The organism is Micromonospora sp. NPDC047670 (genome assembly GCF_043204915.1).
GTDB lineage: Bacteria > Actinomycetota > Actinomycetes > Mycobacteriales > Micromonosporaceae > Micromonospora.
In genome coordinates this window covers 49,808-73,685 of the sequence record NZ_JBIDDA010000015.1, presented here as the reverse complement: position 1 = coordinate 73,685, position 23,878 = coordinate 49,808, and the positions used below count along the sequence as shown (strand labels likewise).

Genomic DNA, 23,878 nt, shown 5'->3' with positions numbered 1-23,878 from the left:
AGCCTGGCGCCGCCACTTACCGTCGACTGACCGTCGGCTGACCCGCGCCGGCGCGGCGCCCCCGGCCGGCTACCGTTGCCTGGTGCGATTCGGGGTGCTCGGCCCGCTGGCGGTGTGGACGTCGACCGGCGCCGCCGTCGCCGTGCCCGGCCTGAAGGTCCGGGCGTTGCTGGCCGACCTGCTGGTGCACGAGGGACGTCCGGTGTCCGCCGACCGGCTCGTCGAGGACCTGTGGGCCGAACAGGCGCCCGGCAACGCGCTCGGGGCGTTGCAGGCCAAGGTGTCGCAGCTGCGCCGGGCGCTGGAGACCGCCGAGCCCGGCGGGCGGGACCTGGTCGGGTCCGGCGACGCCGGGTACCGGCTGCGCATCGCCGCCGAGGCCGTCGACGCCGGGCGCTTCGCCGCCCTGCTCGCGCGCTCGCGGGCGCAGTCCGAGCCGGCGCGGCGGGTCACCCTGCTGACCGAGGCGCTGGCCCTGTGGCGCGGTCCCGCGTACGCCGACTTCGCCGACGAGCCGTTCGCGCGCCAGGCCGTCGAGCGGCTCGGCGAGCAGCGGCTGACCGCGCTGGAGGACCTCGCCGAGGCCCGGCTCGCGCTCGGCGAGCACACCCTGCTCGCCGGCGAGCTGGCCGACCTCGTGGGCGAGCACCCGTGGCGCGAGCGGTTGCGGGTGGCGCACCTGCGCGCGCTCTACGGCTCGGGACGCCAGCGCGAGGCACTGGCCGCCTACGAGCGGTTCCGCCGTGACCTGCGCGACGAGCTCGGCCTGGACCCGGGCCCGGAGCTGGTCGAACTGCACCGGGCGATCCTGCGCCAGGACCCCACCCTGCGACCGCGGGCGGCACCGCCGCCCCGGGCCCGCAGCAACCTGCCCGCCCCGGCGTCGAGCGGGCCGCACGGCGGGCTGATCGGACGCGGCGAGGCGGTCGAGGCCGTACGCGAGCGGTTGGCGGGGGAGCGGCTGGTGACCCTGACCGGCCCGGGCGGGGTGGGCAAGACGCGGCTGGCGGTCGAGGCGGCCCGTACCCTCGCCGACCAGTTCCCGGACGGGGTCTGGGTCGTGGAACTGGCCGGCCAGCCGGCACGCGCCGAGCCGGCGGCGGCCGCGGAGATCGCCGACGCGGTGGCCGACACCATGGACATCCGCGAGGACAGCGCGCCGGGCATGCCGGGTGACCGGTCGCGGGACGCCACCGACCGGCTCGTCGACGCGCTGCGCGACCGCCGGACGCTGCTGGTGCTCGACAACTGCGAGCACGTCGTCGTGCCGGTCGCCCACCTGGCCGAGCGGCTGCTCGGTGCGGCCCCCGAGCTGCGGCTCCTGGCGACCGGTCGCGAGCCGCTCGGCGTCGCCGGCGAGGTCACGCTGCCGGTGCCGCCGCTGGCGCTGCCCGAGCCGCGGGCGACGGCGGAGCAGGTCGCGCGGGCCCCCGCCGTACGGCTGTTCCTGGCCCGCGCCCGCGCCGTCGAGCCGCGCTTCACCCTCGACGCGGGCACCGCCGCGACCGTCGCCACGATCTGCCGGCGCCTCGACGGCGTACCGCTGGCGCTGGAGCTGGCCGCGTCCCGCCTGCGGGCGCTCGACCTGACGGAGTTGGCCGCCCGGCTCGACGACCGGTTCCGGCTGCTGTCGTCCGGTCGGCGCACCGCGCCGGCGCGCCAGCAGACCCTGCGTGCCGTCATCGACTGGAGCTGGGAGCTGCTGTCGGATCGCGAACGCGCGGTGCTGCGGCGGCTGGCCGTCTTCGCCGACGGCGCCACGCTGCCCGCCGCCGAGCAGGTGTGCGCCGGCGGGCAGGTGACGCCCGAGGACGTCCTCGACGTGCTGGCACGGCTGGTCGACCGCTCCCTGGTCAGCGTCCGACACGGCGAACACCCGCGCCGCTACCGGCTGCTGGAAACCGTCGCCGCCTACAGCGCGGAGCAGCTCGAACGCGCCGGCGAGACCGTCGCGACGCGCCGCCGGCACGCCGAGTTCTTCGCCCGCCTCGCCGACGACACCGCGCCGCGCCTGCGCGGGCACGACCAGCACGCCGCACTGCGCGAACTCGACAGCGACACCGCGAACCTGCGGGCGGCGCTGGACGCCGCGGCGGCCCACGGCTGGGCGCGCCTGGGCCTGCGGGTGGCCACCTCGCTGGCCTGGTACCGGCTGGTGCGGGGCCGCCTCCGCGAGGCCGGACCGGCGCTGCGGACCGCGCTGGAGACCGTGCCGGCCGGCGACGGCGACACCGCGCCCGACGCGCTGCGGCTGCGGGCGTCGATGTGGCTGGCCGCCATCGCCACCCGCGACGGCGACCCGGCCGCGCCGCGACAGCGGGTGCTCGACCGGTACGCGGACACCGACGCGCAGGGCCGGGCGTTCGCGCAGTGGCTGTTCGCGTTCACGTTGCGCGGCTCCGGCGACGCGAGCGAGGCCGCGCGCCTGGCCGGCGCGGCGCTGGCGACGTTCCGGGCGGTTGGCGACCGGTGGGGGATCGCGGCGGCCCTGGCCACCCGGGTCGACCTGGCGCTCGTGCAGGGTGACCTGTCGACCGCGCAGCACGACTGCGAGACCAGCCGGTCGTTGTTCACGCAGCTCGGCGACTCCTGGGGGCAGGCGCACTCGATGAGCCTGCTGGGCACCCTGGCCGAGATCCGCGGCGACTACGCGGCCGCCGGGGCGTCGTACCGCGAGGCGCTGCGCATCGCCGAGCAGCTGCGGCTGTGGGCGTCGGTGTCCCGGCAACTGGCCAGCCTCGGCCGGTTGGCGCTGCTGGCGGGCGACCACGACGAGGCCGTGGCGTACCACGAGCGTGCGCTGCGGTTGGCCGAGGAGCAGTCGAACCGGCCCGCGGCCGCGTTCGCCGGCACCGGCCTGGCGATGATCGCGCGCCGGCGCGGCGACCTCGACGCCGCCGAGTCACGCCAGCGGGACCTGCTCGACTGGAACCGCCGGGCCGGCTACCTGCCGGGCTGCGCGCTCGCGCTGGCGGAGCTGGGATTCATCGCCGAGCAGCGGGGCGACGCCGCCGCCGCCGAGCGCCACCACCGCGCGGCCCTCGACGCCGCGCGCGCAACCGGGGACCGCCGGGCCGTCGCCCTGGCCGTGGAGGGCCTGGCCGGCGCCGCCAGCCTGGCCGGCGAGCATCGGCGCGCCGCCCGGCTGCTGGGTGTGGCCGGAGCGCTGCGCGAGGCGGCGGGGGTGCCGCTGCCGGCCGGGGAGCGGTACGACGTGGAGCGGATCACCGCGCGCGTTCGCGCGGCGCTCGGCGCCGACGACTACGCCGCCGAAGTGGGGCGCGGCGTGCGGCTGGACCCCGACGACCCGGCGGTGACGGGGGACGGTCAGCGCACCGTCACCGCACGGTAAGTCCGCTCGGCACGGTGGAGGAAACCGAGCCGAGAAAGGAGACACCGATGCGGCCGGAAACCAGGATCGCCGTCATCCACTACTCCGCCACGGGCACCGTGCACCGCCTCGCGCAGGCGTTCGTGGACGGCGCCGCCGACGCGGGCGCCGAGGTGCGCCTGCGCCGGGTGGCAGAGTTGGCCCCCGACCACGTCATCGACGCCAAGCCGCAGTGGCGGGCCCACCTCGACGCCACCGCCGACATCCCCGTCGCCACCCTGGACGACCTGCGGTGGGCCGACGGGTACGCCTTCGGCACGCCGACCCGGTTCGGCAACGTCTGCTCCCAGCTGCGCCAGTTCCTGGACACCACCACCGCCCCCTGGCAGGCGGGGGAGCTGGCCGACAAGCCCGCCACCGGCTTCACCGCCAGCTACGAGGAGCACGGCGGCCAGGAGGCGACCCTGCTGAGCCTCTACCAGACGTTCCACCACTGGGGGTCGATCGTGCTGCCCACGGGTTACCTCGACTACGACCTCTGTCACGCCGCCGGCGGCAACCCGTACGGCGTGAGCCTGGTGGAGAGCCGTGCCGCCCGCGACCCCGGCTACGTCGAGGCCGTGCTGGCGGCGGCCCGCCACCAGGGCGCCCGGCTCGCCCGCACGGCGGCGGCGCTGGCGGAGCTGCGGGCCCGCGTCTGACCCGACGTCGGCAGGTGGTGCCCCGGCCGCGCCCCGGCGGCCGGGGCCCCGCCCGGGTCAGGCCCGCGCCACGGTCACGCCGGCCTGGGTGAAGAGCCGGGCCTGCTCGTCGGCCGCGCCGGTGTCGGTGACCAGGGTGTCGATCTCGGCGACCGGGCAGATCCGGGCGAACGCGCGGCGCCCCAGCTTGGAGGCGTCCGCCACCACGATCGCGCGGGACGCCGTGGCCAGCATGGTGTGGTTGATGGCGGCCTCGCCGTCGTGGTGGGCGCTTGCCCCGTGCCGGTGGTCGACCGCGTCCACGCCGATCACGGCGACGTCCAGCGCCACCCCGTCGAGCATCGTCGCGGCGATGGGACCGATCAGCTCGTACGAGTGGGGGCGGGCCGTCCCTCCGGTCAGGACCACCCGGATGTGCGGGCGCACGATGAGCTCGTTGGCGATGTTGAGCGCGTTGGTGACCACCGTGAGCGCCGGCGTGCGGCCGTCGGCGGCCAGGTCGGCGCGCAGCGCCAGGGCGCGGGCGACCTCGGTCGCGGTGGTGCCGCCGTTGATGCCGACGGTCGAGTGCGGGGCGATCATCGCGGCGACGGCCGCGCCGATGCGCTGCTTCTCCGGCGCGTGCCGGCCCGCCTTGTAGCGCAGCGGCAGGTCGTAGGTGACGTTGCTCGCGGCGGCGCCGCCCCTGGTGCGGATGACCAGTTGCTGCGCGGCGAGCTCGTCGAAGTCGCGGCGCACCGTCGCGCCACTGACCCGCAGCGCGGCGGCGGTCGTCTCGATGTCGAGCTGGCCCTCCTCGGCCAGCATCTCGAGCAGCTTGTTCCACCGTTCGTAGCGGTTCATCGTCGCGCACTCCGGTCCCTGGACGCACCCAGCGGGTAACCCTAACGGCTTGCCCGCCGGGGCCTGCCCGCCCTTGACCGGTGCCGTCCCGCGTCGTAGCGTCCTGCAATAAGCTGCAAGGTTGTGGCACTAATATTGCATGAGGTGGCACAAAATGGCGTACATCAGTGACGAGATCGCATCGCAGCCGGCGCTGTGGTCGCGAGCCGAGAGCCTCGCCCGGTCGTCCGCCGTCGCCGCGGCGCTGCCCGCACCCGGTGAGCGGGTCGCGGTCGTCGGCTGCGGCACGTCGCTGTACATGGCGCAGTGCTTCGCCGCGCTGCGCGAGGCCGCCGGCGGCGAGACCGACGCCTTCGCCGCCTCGCAGTTCCCGCTCCACCGCGACTACGACCGGGTCGTCGCCCTGACCCGGTCCGGCACCACCACCGAGGTGCTCCGGCTGCTCGCCGACCTCCCCGCCGGTCGGCGGTCCACCGTCGTCACCGCCGTCGCGGGCGAGGCGGCCACGCGGCTGGCCGACCGGTCGCTGGTGCTGGCCTTCGCCGACGAGCGGTCGGTCGTGCAGACCCGGTTCGCCACGACGGCGCTCGCGCTGTGGCGCTGCGCCGTCGGCGCCGGCCTCGGCACCGCGGTCGACGACGCCCGCGCGGTCCTGGCCACCGCCGTCGACCCGGCGCTGCTCGACCGCCGGCAGTTCACCTTCCTCGGCACCGGCTGGGCAGTCGGCCTGGCGCACGAGGCGGCCCTGAAGCTGCGCGAGGCCGCGCAGCTGTGGACGGAGTCGTATCCGGCGATGGAGTACCGGCACGGACCCGTCAGCGTCGCCGACGAGCACTCGGCGGTGTGGATCCTCGGGCCGGCGCCGGACGGCCTGCGCGAGGACGTCGCCGCCACCGGGGCCATGGTGGTCCACTCCCCGGCGGACCCGATGGCGCAGCTGGTCGCCGCGCAGCGGCTGGCCGTCGCGCTCGCCGCCCGCAAGGGCCTCGACCCGGACCGTCCGCGCCACCTCGCCCGGTCCGTCGTGCTGCCGGCGAGCGCGGGCCGGCCGTGATCGTCGCGGTGTGCCCGAACCCGGCGATCGACGTCACCTACACGGTGCCCGAGCTGGTTCCCGGCGCGTCGCACCGGGTCATCACGACGCGGAGCCGGGCCGGCGGCAAGGGCGTGAACGTGGCGCGCGTGCTGTCCCGGCTCGGCGTCGAGACCCGGCTGCTGGGCCTGGCCGGCGGGACGACCGGCGAGAGCATCCGGGAGCAGCTGCGCGACGCCGGCATTCCGGTCGACCTCACCGCCGTCGCCGGCGAGTCCCGGCGTACGGTCACCGTGGTGTCCCCGGCGGGAGCGACCGTCCTGAACGAACCCGGACCCGTCGTCACGGCCGCCGAATGGACCGCCTTCACCGCGCGCTTCGCCGCCGCCGTCGCGTCCGCCGAGGTCGTGGTGCTCTCCGGGAGCTGCCCGCCCGGGGTGCCGGTCACCGCGTACCGCGACCTGACCGTCGCGGCCCACGCCGCCGGGGCGGTCGTGCTGGTCGACGCGGCGGGGGCCACGTTGCGCCACGCGCTCACCGCACGCCCCGACCTCGTCAAGCCCAACGCCGACGAGATCGCCGATCTCGTCGGGGCCCCGCCCCGCACCCGCGCGGAGGCGGTCTCGGCCGCCCACCGGCTGGGCGATCTGGGAGCCGCGGCCGCGGTGGTCACCCGCGGCGCCGCGGGCTTCGTCGCCGTGATCGGCGAGACCGCGTACGAGGCGCGCGCGCCGGAGACCGTCCTCGGCAACCCCACCGGCGCGGGCGACGCCCTGGCCGCCGTCCTCGCCCGGGGACTCGCCACCGGCCAGCCGTGGTCGTCGACCCTCGCCCAGGCCGCCGCGGTGTCGGCCGCGGCCGTCGTGTCGCCGTGCGCCGGCGACTTCGACGCCCCCACGGCGGACCGGCTGCTCACCCACGTCACCGTCGAGGAGGTCACCGATGCCGCTCGCCGCCACCGCTGAACTGGTCGCCGCCGCCCGCGCCGCCGGCACCGCCGTGCTGGCCTTCAACGTCATCACCCTGGAACACGCCCAGGCGATCGCGGCCGGCGCCGCCGCCGCGGACCGGCCGGCGATCCTGCAGATCAGCCAGAACGCGGTGCGCTACCACGCCGGGGTGCTGCCGATCGCCACCGTGGCGGCCGAGGTCGCGCGCCTCTGCCCCGTCCCCCTCGGCCTGCACCTCGACCACGTGGAGGACGTCACGCTGCTGCGCCAGGCGGTGGACGCCAGATTCAGCTCGGCGATGTTCGACGCCGGAGCGCTGCCGTACGACCGCAACGTCGCGGCCACCCGCGCGGCGGCGGACTGGGCGCACGAGAGGGGCCTGTGGCTGGAGGCGGAGCTCGGTCACGTCGGCGGCAAGCCCGGGGCGCCGGCCAGCGCCCACCTCGCGGGCGTGCGCACCGACCCGCGGGAGGCGGCCCGGTACGTGGCGGAGACGGGCGTCGACGCGCTCGCCGTCGCCGTCGGCAGTTCGCACACCATGACCACCCGGACGGCGGCACTGGACCAGGAGCTGATCGTGGCGCTGCGCGAGGCCGTGCCGGTGCCGCTGGTCCTGCACGGATCGTCCGGCGTGCCCTTCGACGAGCTGCGGGCCGGCGTCCGCAACGGCATCGTCAAGGTCAACGTCGGGACCGCACTCAACGTGGCGTTCACCGGCGCGGTCCGGACGGCGCTCGCCGCCGACGACTCGGTCGACCCGCGGCGCTACCTGAGCGCCGGCCGGGAGGCGATGACCGTCGCCGTCGCGGACCTGCTCGCCGTGCTGCCGGAGCCGTCGGGGACGCCCGTCCGCGGTTGAGCCACCGGGGCCGGGCGATGCGGCGGCCGGTCGATCGTGGACGGTCCGGCGCGGAGCGCGTCGGGCCGCGACGCCGGCGGCGCTCCGGGCGTAGCGACCCGCTGGGCATCGTGCTATATATGTTTAAAGCCTTGGCCCCCATCGTGTCCGCTGACCCCGCTGTCGGCGGACACGGTCAGATCCCGGTGGAGCTGCCGCTCCGCCGTGCACGCGCGGTGTCGACGACGCCGAGACGACCAGCCGGGAGTGAGCCCATGCGCCAGCGTCACATCCTCTTCGTCAACGTCCAGGGGCACGGCCACGTCTACCCGTCGCTCGGCCTGGTGAGCGAGCTCGCCCGCCGCGGGCACCGGGTCACGTACGTGACGACGGCGCTCTTCGCCGACGAGGTCAAGGCCGCCGGGGCCGAGGTGGTGCTGTACAAGTCGGAGTTCGACACCTTCCACGTGCCCGAGGTCGTCAAGCGGGAGGACGCCGAGACGCAGCTGCACCTGGTCTACGTCCGCGAGAACGTGGCCATCCTGCGGGCCGCCGAGCAGGCGCTGCGCGACGACCGCCCCGACCTCGTGGTCTACGACGTGTTCCCGTTCATCGCGGGGCGACTGCTCGCCACCGCGTGGGGCCTGCCGGCCGTGCGCCTCACCGGCGGCTTCGCGGCGAACGAGCACTACTCGCTCTTCAAGGAGCTGTGGAAGAGCAACGGCCAGCGCCACCCCGCCGACGTCGAGGCGGTGCACTCGGTGCTGGTCGACCTGCTCGGGCGGTACGGCGTCGACACCCCCGTCAAGGAGTACTGGGACGAGATCGAGGGGCTCACGATCGTCTTCCTCCCGAAGTCGTTCCAGCCCTTCGCCGAGACGTTCGACGAGCGGTTCGCCTTCGTCGGTCCCACCCTCACCGGCCGCGACGGCCAGGCCGCCTGGGAGCCGCCGCGGCCGGGCGCGCCGGTGCTGCTGGTCTCGCTGGGCAACCAGTTCAACGAGCACCCCGAGTTCTTCCGCGCCTGCGCGGACGCCTTCGCCGGCACCGACTGGCACGTGGTGATGGCGATCGGCGGCTTCCTCGACCCGGCGGCGCTGGGTCCGCTGCCGCCCAACGTCGAGGCGCACCAGTGGATCCCGTTCCATTCGGTCCTCGCACACGCCACGGCGTGCCTGACGCACGGCACCACCGGAGCCGTGCTGGAGTCCTTCGCCGCGGGCGTGCCCCTGGCGCTCGTGCCGCACTTCGCGACCGAGGCCGCCCCGTCCGCGGCGCGCGTGGTCGAGCTGGGCCTGGGCCACGTGCTGCCGCCGGAGAAGGTCGAGCCGGCCGGCATCCGCGAGGTCGTGCAGCGGCTCGCGGCCGACTCCGCACTGCGGGAGCGGGTCCGCCGGATGCAGCGCGACGTCCTCTCCGCCGGCGGGCCGGTCCGGGCGGCCGACGAGGTCGAGGCGTACCTGGAGCGCACCGCCCCCTGATCCCGCCCGCGCCGCCGGGCTCCGGTGCCGGATCGGCCGGCGTCCGGCGTGGATGGTCGCTGCCCGGGGGTGTGTGGCCGCACGGCGTCGCGCCCACTTGAAGCTGCTGTGCCGGAGGCGGCCATCCACGCGTGCGCCTTGTCCAATCACTTGAAAAGTAGGTAGTATCCGGTCATGGGTCTTCGTGACGTCAGCGTGCTGCTGCTGTACCCGCCGAACCAGACCGCGCCCGGCACGGTGTGCAAGCCGAACGGCTCGCTCGCGTACCCGAACCTGGGTGGAGCCCTGCGCGAGCACGGCGTGCACGTCCGTGTCTTCGACGCGTGCGTCGGCGAGGGCGACGACCCGCTCGACGAGATATTCGCCAACCCCACGCCGCTGCCCAGCGGCTTCCTCCGCACCGGCGTCAGCGACGAGCGGATCCTGGACGTGGTGCGGGACCACGACATCGTCGGCATCACGTCGATCTTCACCGACCAGGAGTCGATGGTCCTGCACTGCGCGCGGCTCATCCGGGCGGCCTTCCCGGAGAAGATCCTCGTCTCCGGCGGGGTCAACGCGCGGTCGCGGCTGCCGCAGTTCTTCGGGGCCGGCTTCGACGTGGTCTGCCTGTCCGAGGCCGAGCACACGATCATCGACATCGTCGAGGCCGTACGGCGGTCGACCCGTCCGAGCTTCGCCGACATCCACGGTGTCGCCTTCCCCGACGACGGCCGGATCCGGGTCAACCCGGCGCGCGCGCAGGACGTGGTGTGGGACCTGGACACCCTCGCCATGCCGGCCTGGGACCTGCTGCCCAACGAGCGCTACTGGACCATCGCCCGGCCGCACTCCGGCCTCTTCGAGCCGGGCGCGGAGCTGCGCTACGCGACCATGATGACCTCGCTCGGCTGCCCGTTCCACTGCGCGTACTGCCACATCGCCGGCGAGCAGGAGGGGAGCCCCAGCGGGCCGATCGGCAAGTTCCGCGTCAAGTCGGACGAGCGGGTGCTGGCGGAGATCGAGACGCTGAAGAGCCTGGGCGTCGACAACGTGTTCATCGAGGACGACTCGCTGCTGGGGGACAAGCGGCGCGGCCTGCGGCTGCTGAAGAAGATCCAGGGCGCCGGGGTGACCATCTGCGACCTCAACGGCATCAACCTGATCCACCTGCTCAAGCGCTGGAAGCCCGACCACGAGGTCCTGGAGGCGATGCAGCAGGCGGGCTTCACGCAGATCAACATGCCCTTCGAGTCGGGCAACCTGCGGATCATCCGCAAGTACGCGAGCAACAAGCTCAACATCGAGAAGGCCGACCTCCGCGCGTTGATCATCGCGATGAAGGAGTACGGCTTCATGATCTACGGCAACTACATGATGGGGTACCCGGACGAGACGCTGGAGGAGATCGAGACGACCATCCGGCTCGCCAAGGAGCACGTCTCCTACGGGTTGGACGCGGCCAACTTCTTCCTCGTGGTGCCGCTGCCCGGCGCGCCCCTGTTCGACATGGCGATCGCCGGCGGGCACATCAGCCCCGACTTCGACCCGGACACGATGAACATCTACCGGGCCAACATGACCGGCACCCTCGTGCCGGCGGAGGTCCTGGAGGAGTTGCGCCACCGCGCCTGGGACGAGGTCAACTCTCCGACCTGGAAGAACGCCAAGAAGGCCTGGGCGGCGACCGTCGGCTGAGCGCGCCCGGACACCCCGGCGCGACCGCCGTCGTCACCGCTGGTCGTCCGTGCTCGGCGGCCGGTCGCCCGTGGCGCGTGCGCGGGCGGTCGGGGAGACCAGTTCCCCGGCCCGGGCGGCGGCGAGGACGATCCGCGCCGTCCGGTCGGCGAGCGCGTCGTCGACCGGTTCCGCGGTGACCAGCAGGCGGAAGTGGATGAGGGCCGCCAGCGCCTCGAACACCTCGACGGGGTCGGTTCCGGCGGGTAGTTCGCCCCGGTCGACGGCGCGGCGGACCAGGGGCTCGGCGCGGCGGAACCGGTCGGCGAAGAGCCGGCGCCGGGCCTCGGCGATCTCCGGCAGGCGGCCGGCGTCGGAGTACATCGCGGCCTGCACGGCGGCGCCGACCGGGCCGGTCATGCTTGCCACCAGCGCCCGGGCGAGGGCGTGCAGGTCGGTCTCCACGGCGCCGGTGTCCTCGACGGGGATCTCGGCGGCGAAGTGCTCGGCGAGCGCGTCGACGACGAGCGTCTCGCGGTCCGTCCAGCGTCGGTAGACCGTGGTCTTGTGCACCCCGGCGCGCTGGGCGACCGCGTCGACCGTCAGTTCCGCGTATCCCTTCTCCAGCAACTCGGCCAGCGTCGCGGCGCGCACCGCCGCCTGCACCTTCGGTCCACGCCCGACGGGCGGCGCGGGGGTGGGGTCTCGTTCCGGCATTATTGCAACTCCAAGTTGCGATGGATCGGTCGGCTCTGGCATGCTGCAGCGTATCGCAACTCGAAGTTGCGGTGTTGGCCGCCGCCGTCCGCGGACGACGGACGCCTCCGGCCCGCAGTCGCCAGACCTCTCGACCCCTGGGGAACGCCATGACCCGTCAGCCACGCGCCCGCTTCTCGAGACCCGCGGCCCGCCGCGACCGGCCGGCGGTGTGGACGCCCGCCGCGCTGCCCGACCAGTCCGGACGCCTGGTCGTGGTGACCGGCGCCAACAGCGGCATCGGCTACGTCACCGCCCGGGAACTCGCCCGGCGCGGCGCGCGTGTCGTCCTCGCCTGCCGCAGCCGCCAACGCGGACTGGAGGCGCTGGAGCGGCTGCGCGCCGAGGTGCCCGGCGCCCGGGTCGAACTGCGCCGACTCGACCTGGCGGACCTGTCGTCCATCCGCGACTTCGCCGCCGGGTGGGAGCACGGCCCGCTGGACGTGCTCGTCAACAACGCCGGCATCGCGATGGTGCCGTTCGCCCGCACCGTCGACGGCTTCGAGTCGCAGTTCGGGACCAACCACCTCGGCACCTTCGCCCTCACCGGCCTGCTGCTGCCACGCCTGCTCGCCGCGCCCGACCCGCGGGTGGTGACGGTCAGCAGCGAGGGCCAACGCTTCGCCCGCTTCGACCTGGAGAACCTCAATGCCGAACGCCGCTACCGCGCGGCCTTCGCCTACGTCCAGTCCAAGCGGGCCAACCTCTACTTCGCCAGCGAACTGCAACGACGCGCGGACCGGGCCGGGCTCGCGCTGCGCAGCCTCGCGGTGGCGCCCGGACTGACCCGCACCAACGTGCTCACCGGCGGGGCCAACGGCGCCCGCGGCAGGTGGTACGCGACGCTGACGCGGCTGCTCGTGCGGTACGCCTTCCGGCCCACGCCGGAGGGTGCCAAGACCTCGCTCTACGCCGCGACCGTTCCCGACCTGCCCGGCGGCAGCTACATCGTGCCGGACGGGTGGTTCCAGCTGCGCGGGGAACCCGTCCCGCGGGACCGGGAGCGGGCCCTCCGCGACGCCGCCACCGCGCACCGGCTGTGGCGGCTGTCGGAGGAACTCACCGGCGTGCGCTACCCGCTGCCCCCCGCGACGCCGGGCCCGGTTGGCGACGCGTAGCGGAGCCGGTGGCGTGCCGGACGTCGACGCAGAGCAATCTCGGAGTCACGCTCCGCCCCGCCCGCTTCTAGCGTGGAGGAACACCTTCCGGTGTGGACTCTGGAGGACCCATGGCAACCGCTGCGCGCAAGGCGTCGCCCGGCCTGGTGGCGTCGATCAACGGCCGGTACCACCGCACGGCGCTCACCCTCTACCTGGCGGTGGTCGTCGCGCACTGGGCCGAACACCTGGTGCAGGCGTACCAGATCTGGGTCCTCGGCTGGCCGCGCCCGGAGGCGCGCGGCGTCCTGGGGATGCCGTTCCCGTGGCTGGTCAGCTCCGAGTGGCTGCACTACGGCTACGCCATCGTGATGTTGATCGGCCTGTTCCTTCTCCTGCCGGGGTTCACGGGCCGGTCGAGGGCGTGGTGGACGGTGGCTCTCGCCCTCCAGTTCTGGCACCACATCGAGCACGGGCTGCTGCTCGTGCAGGCCCACAGCTCCTTCCGGCTGCCGGGCTCGGCCGAACCGACCAGCCTGCTGCAACTCGTCGTCCCCCGCGTGGAGCTGCACCTGTTCTACAACTCGGTGGTCTTCATCCCGATGGTGATCGCCATGTACCTGCACCTGCGCCCCAGCACCGCGGAGCGGGCCGCCGCGAGTTGCTCCTGCGTGGGCAGGGCCGACGCGCCGACGTGGCGCCGGCCCGTGGTCGCCGCCGACTGACCGGGATGTCCACCAACGGACGGATCTACACCGGCGCCGCCCTCACCGTGGCGGCGCTGGTCGCCGTCCTCGCCCTGGCCGGCAGGATCGACTCCTCGTCCACCACTTCGTCGAGAGCCGAGGTGGCCTCGGTCCACCCGGCCGACGGCGCCGTCCTGGCGGACGCGCCGAGCGCGGTACGGATCCGCGTCGACGGCCGGCCGGACGTCAGCCGGTCCCACATCTCCGCGTACGACGCGGACCGGTCCCTGCTCAACCGGGGGGCGCTGACGGCGGCCGGCCCGGACGGCCTCGCCCAGGCGATCGCGGTCACCGCCGGCGGCGAGGTCGCCGTCGCGTACCACGTGGTCACCGCGGACGGCCGGGACGCCTCGGGCGTCGCCCGGTTCACCGTGGGCGCGGCGGGCGGGGCGGCGGCGCCGCCGGAGCCTGCGGCGCCGGCCCACGCTCACGGGGTCGACCCGGTCGGCGCCGCGCTGCTCGCCGTCGACGGCCTCGTGCTCCTCGCCGTCCTGGTGCTGCTCGCGCGGCGCCGCTCCCGCGCCGGCCGCGATCTCACCTGATACCGCGACCGCCCGCCCCGGCGCGCCCGCCCCCGCGGTCCCGGGTTCCGCCCGCCGGCACGCCCGTTCGACGGCGCGCCGGCGCACCCGCCCTCCGCTGTCCCCGGTCCCGCCCGCCGGCATGCCCGTCCGACGGCGCGCCGGCGGGCGGTCGCCGCGCGGGGTGCTCGACCACGACGCGTTCGGGGCGGCGCACGGGACGCGACCGCGCTGCATGCACAAATGGGACGTTATGTAAGTCATGGCTGCTAAAGTCCTCGGCGTGCGGGCCGGACCGGCTCCGGTGGCACCACGCACCTGTAGGAAGGTCAAGTGGCATGAACAAGACGTCCGACGTGGTCAGGGACACCGAGCGCGAGCTGCGCGACCACCCCAGCGGCATGAACGCCCTGGTGGTCCGCCGCAGCTACGACGCCTCACCGGAGGAGCTGTGGGACGCGATCACCGATCCCGAGCGCCTCGTGCGGTGGTTCCTGCCGATCTCCGGTGACCTGCGGGTCGGCGGGCGCTTCCAACTGGAGGGCAACGCCAGCGGCGAGATCCTGCGGTGCGAGCGGCCGAGCACGATCGGCCTGACCTGGGAGTCGGGAGGCGGCAGCAGCGAGGTCCAGCTGCGGCTCACCCCGGCGGGGGAGACCACCGTCCTGGAGCTGGAGCACGCCCCGGTGCCGGTCGAGATCATCCCCAACGCGGCACCCGGGGCGTGGGGCATCGGCGCCGGCTGGGAGATGGGCCTGGTCGCGCTTGGCGACTACCTCGCCGGTGACCTGCCCGAGGGCCGGGCGGTCGACTGGATCGCCAAGGCGGGCCCCGAGGAGCTGGCGAACGCGTCCGAGTCGGCCGAGCGGATCAGCCAGGCGTGGACGAAGGTAATCTCCCAGCGGGGGTGAACCCCGGCCGGTTCGGCAACGGGCGGGCGTGACCGCCCGCGCGGTCCCGCCCGGACCACCCGCTCACCACGCGACCGGCAGCGCGTACAGGCCGAAGATGTTGCCGTCCTCCTTCAGCGGCAGGTCGTCGACCTCGGCCGCGAGACGCAACCCCGGCAGCCGCCGGACCAGCCGGCTCAGCGCGACGTCCAGTTCCAGCCGGGCCAGGTGCTGCCCCGGACAGATGTGGCGTCCGTAGCCGAACGCGAGGTGGTGCCGGGCGTCGCGGTCCGGATCGAACTCGTCCGGCCGGTCGAACGCGGCCGGGTCCCGGTTCGCGGCCTGGCCGAGCGCCACCACCCCCTCGCCGGCCCGGATGGTGACGCCGCCGATCTGGACGTCGGCGGTGGCGGTGCGCGCGGTCGCCGCCTCGACCACGGTGAAGTACCGCAGCAGCTCCTCCACGGCGGCCGGGAACCGGGTCGGCTCGGCGCGCAGGCGGGCGAGCCGCTCGGGATGGGCCAGCAGCGCCAGGACGCTCAGCGAGATCATGTTGGATGTCGTGACGTGCCCGGCGACCAGCAGCACGAAGGCCATGCTCACCACGGCCTCGTGGTCCGGCCCGCCGGCCGCGCGCTGCCGGGCCAGCAGCCGGCTCAGCACGTCGTCCCCGGGGTGGCGCTCCTTCTCGGCGACCACGCCGTCGAGGAAGTCGCGGATCTCGCGGGCGCACCGGGCCCGCTCGTCGGCGGGCGCGCCACGGCTGAACATGTGGGTCGAGCGGCGTTCGAAGAACTCGTGTTCGGCGTACGGCACGCCGAGCACCTCGCAGATCACCTGGGACGGCACCGGGTAGCTGAACGACGGCACCAGGTCGGCGCTCGACCGCCCGGCCGTCATGGCGTCGAGGTGCGCGTCGACCACCCGCTCGATGAGCGGACGCAGCCGCCGCACCCGCGCGGCGCCGAACTCGTCGACGATCTGCCGGCGGGCGGCGGTGTGCTCCGGCGGGTCCATCCAGTTCAGCGGGGGACGGAAGTTCTCGAACGACGCCTGCCGCTGGCCCTCCGTGGTCGGCGCGAACCGCGGAAAGCCGGGCCGGCGTCGGTCCGCGCTCATCCGCGGATCGCTGAGCACCCGCCGGACGTCGTCGTGCCGGGACACCACCCAGGCCGTGTTGCCGCCGAGCATGGGCAGCCGGGCGACCGGCTGTTCGGCCCGCAGCCGGGCGTACTCCGCCGGTGGGCTGAACGGGCACCGGCGGGGCAGCGGGAACGCCTCGATCCCGGCCACGCCCTCGGGCCGGTCGCCGCTCTCGGCCACGCCCTCGGGCCGGTCGTCGTGCCCGGTCACCGCAGCGCCCGCAGGCAGAGCAGGAGGCTGCGGGCCTCGATGTTGACCTGGTAGCTGAAGGCCGCCATCGCGGTCAGCTGGCGCAGGGTCAGCCAGGTGTAGCCCGGCGGCGTCGTGGTGGGGAAGTCCGCGCCGACCTCCACCACCATGTGCCGGGTGACCGCGTGGTGGAACCGCCCGCCCTCCTCGGACTGGAGCACGTCGTAGTGCACGCGCACCCCGTCGGAGAGCACCAGGTCCAGGTACTCGGGGCGGCCGGGCCGCGCGGGGCCGGTGAAGTTGTCCGGGGTGCACTGCACCGTCGGTCCGAGTTCGACGGTGTCCCGGTAGCCGGGCCGCAGGTCGGCGTGCGCCAGCACGTGCAGCACGCCGCCGATGCGCCGGACGACGAACGCCACGAGACCCGTCCCGCACGGGGCCAGCAACGGCTGGCACCACTGGGCCACCTCGCGGTTGCTGGCCCGCACCCGCCGACCCACGATGCGGAAGAACCGGCCCGAGCGGTGGCGGATCTCGTCGTCGGTGCGGTGCCAGTCCCGCACCTCGCGCAGCGGCACCCGCCGGGTCACCAGGGTCGGGCCGGCCTTGTTGGCGGTCAGCCAGTTGCGCACGTCGAGCAGCGACTGCCACGCGCCCTCGCCGACCAGCGAGGATGCCGCAACCCCGGCGCCGATCGTCCCGGCGTCGGGATCGGCGTCGGCGGCGGCCGCGTGGCCCGGCAGGCAGGACAGCACGGTACGGGCGTCCATGTTGACCAGGTTCGGCCGGTGCAGCAGGTCGTGGATCTGGCCGAGGGTCAGCCACACGAAGTCCTCGTGCGGTTCCACCTCGTCGGCGACCTCGACGACGATGTTGCGGTTGCGCTTGCCCCGGAACCAGGAGCCCTGCTCGGACTGGAGCACGTCCACCAGCACCCGGCCGCGCCCCGGTTCGAGGAAGTACTCCACGTACCGGGACCGGGCGCCGCGGTGGGTCCGCTGGTAGTTGCTCGGGGTGGACTGCACGGTGGGGGAGAACTGGACGCCGTTGACGTTGCCCGGCTCCATCTTGGCCTGCATGAGGAAGTGCAGCACCCCGTCGATCTCCCGGGCCAGGATGCCGAGGATCGCCCGGTCGGGCTGGTGGATGATCGGCTGCCACCACTCGCCGACCGGGCCGCGGTCGGTCCGCACGTGCAGGCCCTCCACGCTGAAGAACCGCCCGCTCTCGTGCACCAGGTCACCGGAGTCCGGCGCGAAGCGCCAACCGGTCAGGTCGGCGAACGGCACCTCGGTGACCTCGAACGGGTTCGCCCGCTGACGCTGCGCGAGCCAGGCCGCCAACTCCGCGACCGGGCGGGGGCGGTGGGCGGCCGACCGGGCCAGCCGGCGGCCGAGGTGGTCACGGTCGGCCCGCCCGGGGCCGGGTCGGGCGTCGGTGTGCGGCAGGAGCATGCTTCCTCCCTGACGGGGACGCGCTCGGCGGGACGCCGGTGGCCGGACGCCCCGGGTCGGGCGGGCGTCCGGCCGGTGGGTCAGCCCCCGGCCAGCGGCGGGATGATGGCGACCGTGCTGTCGGATCGGGCGGTCACCCGGGACCGGTCCGCGTTCTCGACGAGGTCCCCGTCGAGGTAGACGTTGTAGTAGGTCAGCGGCTCACCCGTGTCGTCGAGCAACCGGCGGCGGTAGACGGGGTACGTCTCGACGAACTCCTTGATCACGTCCCGCACGGTGCCCTCACGGCACTCGAAACTCTTCTGGCCCCGGTGGGCCCAGCCGGCCGACAGCAGCACCGTGACCATCGTTACCTCCCGTTGTCGTCCGCGTCGGGGACCGCCGCGACGTCACGCGCGCAGCGGAAGCCGAGGGCGAAGTTGGACCATCCGGTCGGGTCCCCGTACAACCGTTCCGCGCACCGGACCTGGTAGCGGAAGTTCATCCAGGACCCGCCCCGGATCACCCGGAACCGTCCCATCACCAGGTGGATCGTCGGGTCGCACCGGGTGTCGGGCGAGTACAGGTGCGCCAGCGTGGACGTCCACTCGTACACGTTGCCGGTCATGTCGGCGCACCCGTCGACGCTGTCGCCCCGCGGGGAGAAGGCGCCGACCGGGGTGGTCTGCGGCATCGGCCCCTGCGCGGCGTGGATCGCCCCCCACCAGGTCCGCCAGGCGGCCAGGTCGCCGAGCGCCCCGGCGGTGTGCTCGGCGGTGTTGGCGTTGCGGCTGTCCCAGGTGTCCCCCCAGGGCCAGCGCCGGTACGACGGGCCGGTGGCGGCCCGCTCCCACTCCGACTCGGTGGGCAGCCGCCGGCCCGCCCAGCGCGCGTACGCCTCGGCGTCCGGGTAGGAGATGTGCACCACGGGGTGGTCGTCGCGGTTGCGCAGGCCGCTGCCGTACCCGGCCGGACGGTGCCAGCAGGCGCCCTCGCGGATCTCCCAGTAGTCGCCGTAGACCATGCTGCCGCCGGCGCGTTCCGCCGACGTCACGTAGCCGGTGCGGGACACGAAGTCGGCGAACCGGGCCACGGTCACCGGGTGCCGGTCGATGAGGTAGTCGGGCAGCGTGACCGGCACCTGCGGCGTCTCGTCGGTGAACCAGTCCCGGGGGAACGCCTGCCCCTCGCTCTCCAGCCAGTCGAGCGTCCGCTCGGGCGAGCCCTGCAGGAAGGTCCCGCCCGGGATGCGGACCATGTCCGCCGGGGTCGCCTCCGACGCGGGCCGGGTGGCGTCGAGGTCGCCGATGCGCGCCATCGCCTCAGCTCCCGTCCGGTCCGCCGGCCGGGGACGGCACCGCCTCCAGGATGCCGACGACGCTCGGCGCCGGGCAGGGCGTGACGGACTCCAGCCGGAAGCCCGCCGCCCGCAGCAGCTCGCGGAACTCCGCGACGGTGCGTTCCCGGCCGCCGTGGCAGACCATCATGTTCAGGTCGTTCATGACGACCTGCGCGACGCTCGGCGCGGTCGTGACGGTCGTCGGCATCAGCGACTCGACGAGCAGCACCCGGCTGTCGGGCCGGGCCGCGCGGCGGACGGTCCGCAACACCCGCACGCACTCCTCGTCGTCCCAGTCGTGCAGCACACTCTTGAGCACGTAGGCGTCCGCGCCCGGCGGCACCGACACGAAGAAGTCGCCGGCCTGCACCCGGCACCGGTCGGCCACGCCCTGCTCGGCGACGGTGCGCGCGGCGTCGGCGACGCCGTCAGGGGTGTCGAAGACCGTGCCGCGCAGGTGCGGGTGCGCCGCGAGCACCCCGGCGAGCAGGGCGCCGCTGCCGCCGCCCACGTCCACGACGGTGTCGAGGTCGCCGAAGTCGTACGCCGAGAGCAGGGTGGGCACGAACGCCCGCGACCCCTCGGCCATGGCCGCGTTGAACGCCGCCTGCCGCTTCGGGTCCGCCATGAGGTGCTCGAAGCAGCTCCGGCCGTGCACGTGGTCCCAGGCCACCTCGCCGGTGCGCACGCTGTGTTCGAGATGTCCCCACGCCGCCCAGCTCTCCGGGCCGGAGAGCAGCAGCACCAGCTCCCGCATCGACCCGGTCACATCCGCCCGCAGCACCTCGCCCTGCTCGGTGAGGGCGAAGGTGCCCGGCGTGGGCTCGTCGAGCACCTCCAGGAAGACCAGCGCCCGCAGCAGCCGGCGCAGCGACGGTGCGTCCGCGTCGGTGGCCGCCGCGAGGTCGGCGACGTCCCGCGCGCCGTCGGCGAGCAGGTCCGGTATCCGCAGCCGGACCGCCACGTGCAGCGTCTGCGCCGTGAAGAACCCGTAGATCAGCTGTTGCATGCGGTGCCGCAGCCCGGGCCGGGCGGCGGTCGTGGTGAGTTCCATGCGCTCCTCCGGGTCGACGCGTCCGGTGGGTCAGCGGGCCACGGCGTCGGCGACGGCCTCGTCCGGCGACGGGGCGGCGATCAGCTCGGCCAGGTGCACCGCGATCGCCGTGACGGTGGGCTGCTGCCAGAACAGCGAGGCGGGCAGCACCTGGCGGTAGGTCTTCTCCAGCCGCCGCCGCACGATGACCGTCATGACCGAGTCCATGCCCTGCTGCACCAGCGGCAGGCGCGGGTCGAGCGCCTCGACGGCCAGCTTCATCTCGGCGGCGATCACCGCGCGCACCTCCTCGGTCAGGCGTTCGCGCAGCTCGTCCGGGTCGAGGTCGGCCAGGGACTGCCGGGCCGGGCCGCCCCCGTCGGTGTCGGCGGCCGGGGCGTCGGGGACCACCGGGTAGCGCAGGCCGCTGAGCCGGGCGACCACCGTGCCGTCCGGCCCGGCGACCGTGACGTCGACGGTGTCCTCCCGGGCGTCGTCCAGGACGACGTCGACGAGGGCGACGGTGGGCGCCGCGCCGGTGGTCCAGAGCCGCTCGATCGTGTCGACGAGGCGCAGCCGGGGCTCGCCGGGGAACGCGGCCGGCGCGATGGAGACCGCGGCGTCGACGACGGCGGCCCAGTCCCCGGCCGGCTGCGGGAAGCGGACCCGGGCCCGCAGCCCGCCGTTGCCGGTGGTGAGGCGGTCGACCGTCCACGGGAAACCCGTCTCCGGCACGCCGACGCGGGCCAGCCGGTCCCGGACGAGCCCGGGGTCGGCGACCACTCCGCCCGGCCCCCGGGCGTCGGCGGCCCGGGCCGGCGGCGCGGCGTCGTCCGTGACGCGCGCGGTGGCGTGGGTCAGCCACGGCGCGGCGTCCGCGCCGGCCGGGCGGGAGGCGAGCAGCAGCTTGCCGCCGTCGTCCACCACCTGGATCTCCTGGCGCCCGGCCGTGGCCAGCGGCACCCGCATCGACAGGTCGTGCAGGGTCACCGGCGCGCCGTCGCGGGCGCCGGCGGCGAGGAAGGTGGCGGCGAGCACCGCGGCCGGCACGAGCTCCGCGCCCTGCACGGTGTGGCTGCCCGGGTACGGACGGCTGGCGTCGCTGAGCACCGTGTGCCACAGCCGCAGGTCGCTGCCGGCGACGGTGGTCGCCGCGCCCAGCAGGGTGTGCGAGCCGATGTCGTGCCCGCCGGCGGCCACCGGTGCGGTGGGCTCGCGCCAGAGCTCCTGGTGCCGCCAGGCGTACCGGGGCAGGTCGGTCAGCCCGCCGCCGGGCCGCAGCCGCGTCCAGTCCACCTCGACGCCGTGGCAGTGCGCCTCGGCCACCGCGGCCAGGGCCGACCGGTGCCCGGGGGCGTGCCGGCGCAGGGTGGTCCCCACGTACCCGTCCTCGACGCCGGCGTGGTCCAGGGTCTCCCGCAGCGAGTGGGCGACCACCGGGTGGGCGGAGATCTCGACGAAGGTGCGGTGCCCGTCGGCCAGGGCCGCGCCGACCGCGTCGACCAGGCGCACGGGCCGGCGCAGGTTCGCCGCCCAGTACTCCCCGTCGCACCCGGCCGCGGCGCGCGGGTCGTCGAGCACCGTCGAGTACATCGGCACGGTGGCCGCCGAGACGCGCAGGTCGGCGGCGGCGGCCCGCAGATCGTCGGTGAGGGCGTCCATGTGCGGGCTGTGGAAGGCCACGTCGGACTGCACCCGGCGGACCGCGATCCGGTCGGCCGGCCACTGCTCGATCACGGCGTCCACGGCGGCGATGTCGCCGGAGACGACGGTGGAAGCGGGGGCGGACGCGATCGCCGCGACCAGGTCGGTGCGGCCGGCGAGCCGCTCGGCGACGTCGGCGAACGGCAGGGTGACCATGGCCATCGCGCCCCGGCCGGCGGCCCGCCGCAGCAGGGCGGACCGGCGGCAGATGAGCCGGGCCCCGTCGGCCGGGGTCAGGATCCCCGCGGTCACGGCGGCGGCGACCTCGCCGACCGAGTGCCCGATGACGGCGGCCGGGCGGGCCCCGTAGGCCCGCCAGAGCGCGGCCAGGCCGACGTGCATGGCGAAGGTCAGCGTCTGGATCCGGTCCACCCCGGCCAGCTCGGCGTCGGCGAGCGCCTGCCGCAGCGAGAAGCCGGCCTCCTCGGCGACGACCGGTTCGATCTCGTCGATCGCGGCGGCGAAGGCGGGCTCGTGGGCGAGCAGGTCGCGGCCCATGCCGGCCCAGTGCGAGCCGTGCCCGGAGAAGACCCAGACGGGCTGGGTGGGCCGGCCGGCCGGCGCCACCCCGGAGACCGTCGTGGGGTCCGGCTGGCCGGCGGCGAGCCGCCGCAGGGCGGCGACCACCTCGTCGCGATCCTGCCCGGTGACCACCGCCCGGTGGGGCAGGTGGGCGCGGCGGCGGGCCAGGGTGTGCCCGACGTCGGCCAGCTCCGGCCGGTCGTCGCCGTCGAGCCGGTCGGCGAGCCGGGCGGCCTGCTGGCGCAGGGCGGCGTCCGAGCGGGCCGACAGCGGGTACAGCGGCCGGGCGGCGTCGGCCGCCGGCGCCTCGGCGCCGGACGGCACGGGCGGCGCCTCCTCCAGCACGACGTGGGCGATGGTGCCGCCGTAACCGAACCCGGAGACCGCGGCCCGGCGCGGACCGTCCCGCTCGGGCCAGGGCAGCGTGCCGGTCACCAGGCGCAGCCCGCTGCCGTCGGCGACGGCGTCGATCGCCCGGCCGCGCAGCGGGGTGCCCGGGATCTGGCCGCGGTGCAGCGCCAGGATGGCCTTCATCAGGCCGGCGACCCCGGCGGCACCCTCCAGGTGCCCGATGTTGGACTTGATCGAGCCGATGAGGCAGGGCCGGTCGCCGGGGCGGCCGGCGCCGTAGACGGCGGCGAGCGCGGTCGCCTCGACGGGGTCGCCGAGCTGGGTGCCGGTGCCGTGCGCCTCGACGTAGTCCACGCTGGCCGGGGCGACGCCCGCCCGGTCGCAGGCCCGCCGGACGACGTGCTGCTGCGCGGGGCCGGACGGGGCCATGATGCCGTCGGTGTGGCCGTCCTGGTTGACGGCGCTGCCGCGGATCACCGCGAGGATGCGGTCGCCGTCGCGTTCGGCGTCGTCGAGCCGCCTGAGCACCAGCACGCCGCACCCCTCGCCGCGGCCGTACCCGTCGGCGTCGCGGTCGAAGGACTTGCTCACCCCGTCCGGGGCGAGGGTGCCGGCGGCCTGGAGGGAGGCGTTCTGCCCCGGGGCGAGCACCAGGTTCACGCCGCCGGCCAGGGCCACCGTGCTCTCCCGTAGCAGCAGGCTCTGGCAGGCCAGGTGCACCGCGACCAGGGACGCCGAGCAGGCCGTGTCGACGGCGACGCTCGGCCCGCGCAGGTCCAGCGCGTAGGAGATGCGGTTGGCCAGCGCGCAGGTGGCCGCCCCGATGCCGGTGTACGCCTCGACGGTCGGCAGGTCCTCCATCAGCCGGTCGCCGTAGTCGGTGGTGCTGACCCCGACGAAGACCCCGGTGTCGGTGCCGGCCAGCCCGGTGGGCGGGACACCGGCGTGCTCCAGGGCCTCCCAGCCGACCTCCAGCAGGATCCGCTGCTGCGGGTCCATCTCCGCGGCCTCGCGGGGCGAGAGGCCGAAGAACTCCGCGTCGAAGCCCGCCACGTCGCGCAGGTAGCTGCCGGCGGTGACGGTGTCGCGCAGGACCGCCTCGTACTCGGGGCCGCGCTCGCGGTAGGCGCGCCAGCGCCGCGCGGGAATCTCCCCGGCGGTCTGGCCGCCCTTGAGCAGCAGCTCCCAGAGGGCGTCCGGGGTGTCGACGTCGCCGGGCAGCCGGCAGCCGATGCCGATGACGGCCACCTGGTACGGGCGGTCGGCGGGATCGTCCCGGGTCATCGTCGTACCTCCGTTGGTCGGGTCGCGGCGCGGGCGG

The 23,878-nt window shown here is 75.1% G+C and carries 19 protein-coding genes; 11 read left to right on the top strand and 8 right to left on the bottom strand.

From position 1 onward, the window contains the following. Nucleotides 1-82: 82 nt before the first annotated feature. Nucleotides 83-3,352 (top strand): BTAD domain-containing putative transcriptional regulator, encoded by a 3,270-nt coding sequence (locus tag ACGF7U_RS26825; RefSeq protein ID WP_393111220.1) that lies wholly within the window; start codon nucleotides 83-85, stop codon nucleotides 3,350-3,352. 47 nt (nucleotides 3,353-3,399) lie between these two features. Beyond that, nucleotides 3,400-4,032: an NAD(P)H:quinone oxidoreductase gene (gene wrbA / locus ACGF7U_RS26820; protein ID WP_393111218.1), complete on the top strand. Its 633-nt coding sequence runs from the start codon at nucleotides 3,400-3,402 to the stop codon at nucleotides 4,030-4,032. A 57-nt stretch (nucleotides 4,033-4,089) separates the two neighbouring features. On the opposite strand, the gene ACGF7U_RS26815 is transcribed toward wrbA, so the two are convergent. Then, nucleotides 4,090-4,875, bottom strand: a complete 786-nt coding sequence (locus tag ACGF7U_RS26815) for a DeoR/GlpR family DNA-binding transcription regulator (RefSeq protein ID WP_393111216.1) — start codon at nucleotides 4,873-4,875, stop codon at nucleotides 4,090-4,092. Between the two features lie 154 nt (nucleotides 4,876-5,029). Between ACGF7U_RS26815 and ACGF7U_RS26810 the strand changes: the two genes are divergently transcribed. The 5 genes from ACGF7U_RS26810 to ACGF7U_RS26790 all read left to right on the top strand — a co-directional run bounded on the left by ACGF7U_RS26810 (nucleotide 5,030) and on the right by ACGF7U_RS26790 (nucleotide 10,854). Next, complete coding sequence (locus ACGF7U_RS26810) at nucleotides 5,030-5,929, top strand: SIS domain-containing protein (RefSeq protein WP_393111214.1); 900 nt, start codon at nucleotides 5,030-5,032, stop codon at nucleotides 5,927-5,929. Next, nucleotides 5,926-6,873, top strand: coding sequence for a 1-phosphofructokinase family hexose kinase (locus ACGF7U_RS26805; protein WP_393111212.1), 948 nt, complete (start codon nucleotides 5,926-5,928; stop codon nucleotides 6,871-6,873). Before ACGF7U_RS26810 ends, ACGF7U_RS26805 begins: the two co-directional genes overlap by 4 nt. Beyond that, nucleotides 6,851-7,717 carry a class II fructose-bisphosphate aldolase gene (locus ACGF7U_RS26800; RefSeq protein WP_393111210.1) on the top strand — a complete coding sequence of 289 codons (867 nt, stop codon included), beginning with the start codon at nucleotides 6,851-6,853 and terminating at the stop codon, nucleotides 7,715-7,717. The genes ACGF7U_RS26805 and ACGF7U_RS26800 overlap by 23 nt, the downstream gene beginning before the upstream one ends. A 254-nt stretch (nucleotides 7,718-7,971) precedes the next feature. After that, nucleotides 7,972-9,177 (top strand): macrolide family glycosyltransferase, encoded by a 1,206-nt coding sequence (locus ACGF7U_RS26795; protein WP_393111208.1) that lies wholly within the window; start codon nucleotides 7,972-7,974, stop codon nucleotides 9,175-9,177. 174 nt (nucleotides 9,178-9,351) lie between these two features. Beyond that, nucleotides 9,352-10,854: a B12-binding domain-containing radical SAM protein gene (locus ACGF7U_RS26790; protein ID WP_393111206.1), complete on the top strand. Its 1,503-nt coding sequence runs from the start codon at nucleotides 9,352-9,354 to the stop codon at nucleotides 10,852-10,854. Nucleotides 10,855-10,887: 33 nt separating this feature from the next. Here ACGF7U_RS26790 and ACGF7U_RS26785 read toward each other — a convergent pair whose 3' ends face one another. Continuing rightward, entirely contained in the window at nucleotides 10,888-11,550 is a 663-nt protein-coding gene (locus tag ACGF7U_RS26785; RefSeq protein ID WP_393111204.1) for a TetR/AcrR family transcriptional regulator, read from the bottom strand. A 149-nt stretch (nucleotides 11,551-11,699) separates the two neighbouring features. Between ACGF7U_RS26785 and ACGF7U_RS26780 the strand changes: the two genes are divergently transcribed. The 4 genes from ACGF7U_RS26780 to ACGF7U_RS26765 all read left to right on the top strand — a co-directional run bounded on the left by ACGF7U_RS26780 (nucleotide 11,700) and on the right by ACGF7U_RS26765 (nucleotide 14,864). Further along, entirely contained in the window at nucleotides 11,700-12,707 is a 1,008-nt protein-coding gene (locus ACGF7U_RS26780) for an oxidoreductase (RefSeq protein ID WP_393111202.1), read from the top strand. Nucleotides 12,708-12,817: 110 nt separating this feature from the next. Beyond that, entirely contained in the window at nucleotides 12,818-13,411 is a 594-nt protein-coding gene (locus ACGF7U_RS26775) for a hypothetical protein (protein WP_393111200.1), read from the top strand. Nucleotides 13,412-13,416: 5 nt separating this feature from the next. Beyond that, entirely contained in the window at nucleotides 13,417-13,974 is a 558-nt protein-coding gene (locus ACGF7U_RS26770; RefSeq protein ID WP_393111198.1) for a copper resistance protein CopC, read from the top strand. Between the two features lie 317 nt (nucleotides 13,975-14,291). Continuing rightward, complete coding sequence (locus ACGF7U_RS26765) at nucleotides 14,292-14,864, top strand: SRPBCC family protein (protein ID WP_393111196.1); 573 nt, start codon at nucleotides 14,292-14,294, stop codon at nucleotides 14,862-14,864. A 63-nt stretch (nucleotides 14,865-14,927) separates the two neighbouring features. On the opposite strand, the gene ACGF7U_RS26760 is transcribed toward ACGF7U_RS26765, so the two are convergent. The 6 genes from ACGF7U_RS26760 to ACGF7U_RS26735 all read right to left on the bottom strand — a co-directional run bounded on the left by ACGF7U_RS26760 (nucleotide 14,928) and on the right by ACGF7U_RS26735 (nucleotide 23,841). Beyond that, a complete protein-coding gene (locus ACGF7U_RS26760) occupies nucleotides 14,928-16,196 on the bottom strand; it encodes a cytochrome P450 (protein ID WP_393111194.1) in 1,269 nt (422 codons plus the stop codon). Continuing rightward, a complete protein-coding gene (locus ACGF7U_RS26755) occupies nucleotides 16,193-17,629 on the bottom strand; it encodes an NDP-hexose 2,3-dehydratase family protein (RefSeq protein WP_393111192.1) in 1,437 nt (478 codons plus the stop codon). Before ACGF7U_RS26755 ends, ACGF7U_RS26760 begins: the two co-directional genes overlap by 4 nt. A gap of 80 nt (nucleotides 17,630-17,709) precedes the next feature. Then, the gene (locus ACGF7U_RS26750) at nucleotides 17,710-17,976 is read right to left on the bottom strand and encodes a MoaD/ThiS family protein (RefSeq protein ID WP_393111190.1); all 267 of its coding nucleotides are present in this window, start codon (nucleotides 17,974-17,976) and stop codon (nucleotides 17,710-17,712) included. 2 nt (nucleotides 17,977-17,978) lie between these two features. Further along, complete coding sequence (locus tag ACGF7U_RS26745; RefSeq protein WP_393111188.1) at nucleotides 17,979-18,926, bottom strand: formylglycine-generating enzyme family protein; 948 nt, start codon at nucleotides 18,924-18,926, stop codon at nucleotides 17,979-17,981. Nucleotides 18,927-18,930: 4 nt separating this feature from the next. Then, complete coding sequence (locus ACGF7U_RS26740; RefSeq protein ID WP_393111186.1) at nucleotides 18,931-20,001, bottom strand: methyltransferase; 1,071 nt, start codon at nucleotides 19,999-20,001, stop codon at nucleotides 18,931-18,933. A 30-nt stretch (nucleotides 20,002-20,031) separates the two neighbouring features. Next, nucleotides 20,032-23,841 (bottom strand): type I polyketide synthase, encoded by a 3,810-nt coding sequence (locus ACGF7U_RS26735; protein ID WP_393111184.1) that lies wholly within the window; start codon nucleotides 23,839-23,841, stop codon nucleotides 20,032-20,034. Nucleotides 23,842-23,878 lie beyond the last annotated feature (37 nt).